Origin of the sequence: Vibrio sp. YT-18 (genome assembly GCF_033337345.1) — a bacterium.
Classification (GTDB): domain Bacteria; phylum Pseudomonadota; class Gammaproteobacteria; order Enterobacterales; family Vibrionaceae; genus Vibrio; species Vibrio alginolyticus.
This window is the reverse complement of sequence record NZ_JAWOQO010000270.1, coordinates 1-1,050: the sequence shown is the minus strand read 5'-3', so window position 1 is coordinate 1,050 and position 1,050 is coordinate 1. Positions and strand designations below refer to the sequence as shown.

General features: G+C 48.8%; 1 protein-coding gene. It reads right to left on the bottom strand.

The window, feature by feature from the left end; translation table 11 throughout:
- The coding region (locus tag R7M72_RS25910) for a hypothetical protein (RefSeq protein ID WP_318056570.1) at positions 1 to 1,050 on the bottom strand (1,050 nt) is incomplete at both ends.

The window sequence follows — 1,050 nt, the reverse complement described above, 5'->3', positions numbered from 1 at the left end:
TGGTTGCGGTTTGATAATGGCGACATCTTCTGCCAAAACATCGCTTTCCGATTTGTCGTATGCGTAAGCATGGTTGGTGATTTCGCCCATCGCGTCTGCATTGACCACACCTTTAATCTCAATGTCTAACGTGTCGTTTGGTGCAAGAACCACGCGACTGTTTACATCCAGATTGTCGCCCTGAATTTGCGGCAGAACGATGGTTCGTTCATCGTTGTATGAACTGGTCATACGCCAACTGGTAAATGCTTCAGCTTGAGTGTCGTTGATGGTGTTGACCTTCAGTTCTGAGATCAGATCTTTCAGTATCATCTCTTCAGTAAATGAACCCGATTCATTCGTTAACACCACGTGGTAAGTAACACTCTCTCCCGGACGGTAGAACTCATCGTCAACGGTTTTTTCAAGTTTGACCGACTCCGGCATCGCCAGCAGTGTCGCTGTTGAATCTTGCGTTTCACCACGGAATGTGGCGCTAGCAGTATTCTCAATTTCGCCAGTAGCGTATTGGTTCACTAACCCTGTAATCACAAACTCCACTTCATCATTCGCAGCAATCGTTAGCGTTGAATCAATGTCGGAATTCACGCCCGGCATGTTGGTGATCTCTGTTTCCGCATTCGCTTTATTCACCTCAATGCGCCAAGAGTCGAATGCTTTTACCGATGTACCATCAAGACGCACGACTTCAAGGTTGCTAATGGCGTCTTTTACAGCCACATCTGTCGCTGGGACTGTGCCTTCGTTCTTCACTTTGACGCGAAACGTCGCTTCTGCACCCGGAACGTAATATTGGGTGTCTGCGGTTTTCTCAATCGAGATCCCCTGAGATTGAGGCTGAACAGTGGCACTTGAATGCTGCTGCGTACCGTTGAGATCCGCCGTTGCCGTGTTGGTGATATCACTCGCGGCTAACGGGTTAGTCTTCGCGGTGATCGTGAACTCCACAATGTCATGCGGTGCTATATCGATCATCGAACGGATATCCTGATTATCGACAGGCATCGGGGTAATGGTGGTGCGGCTGTCGCTGATCGTCGTTTCAATCGT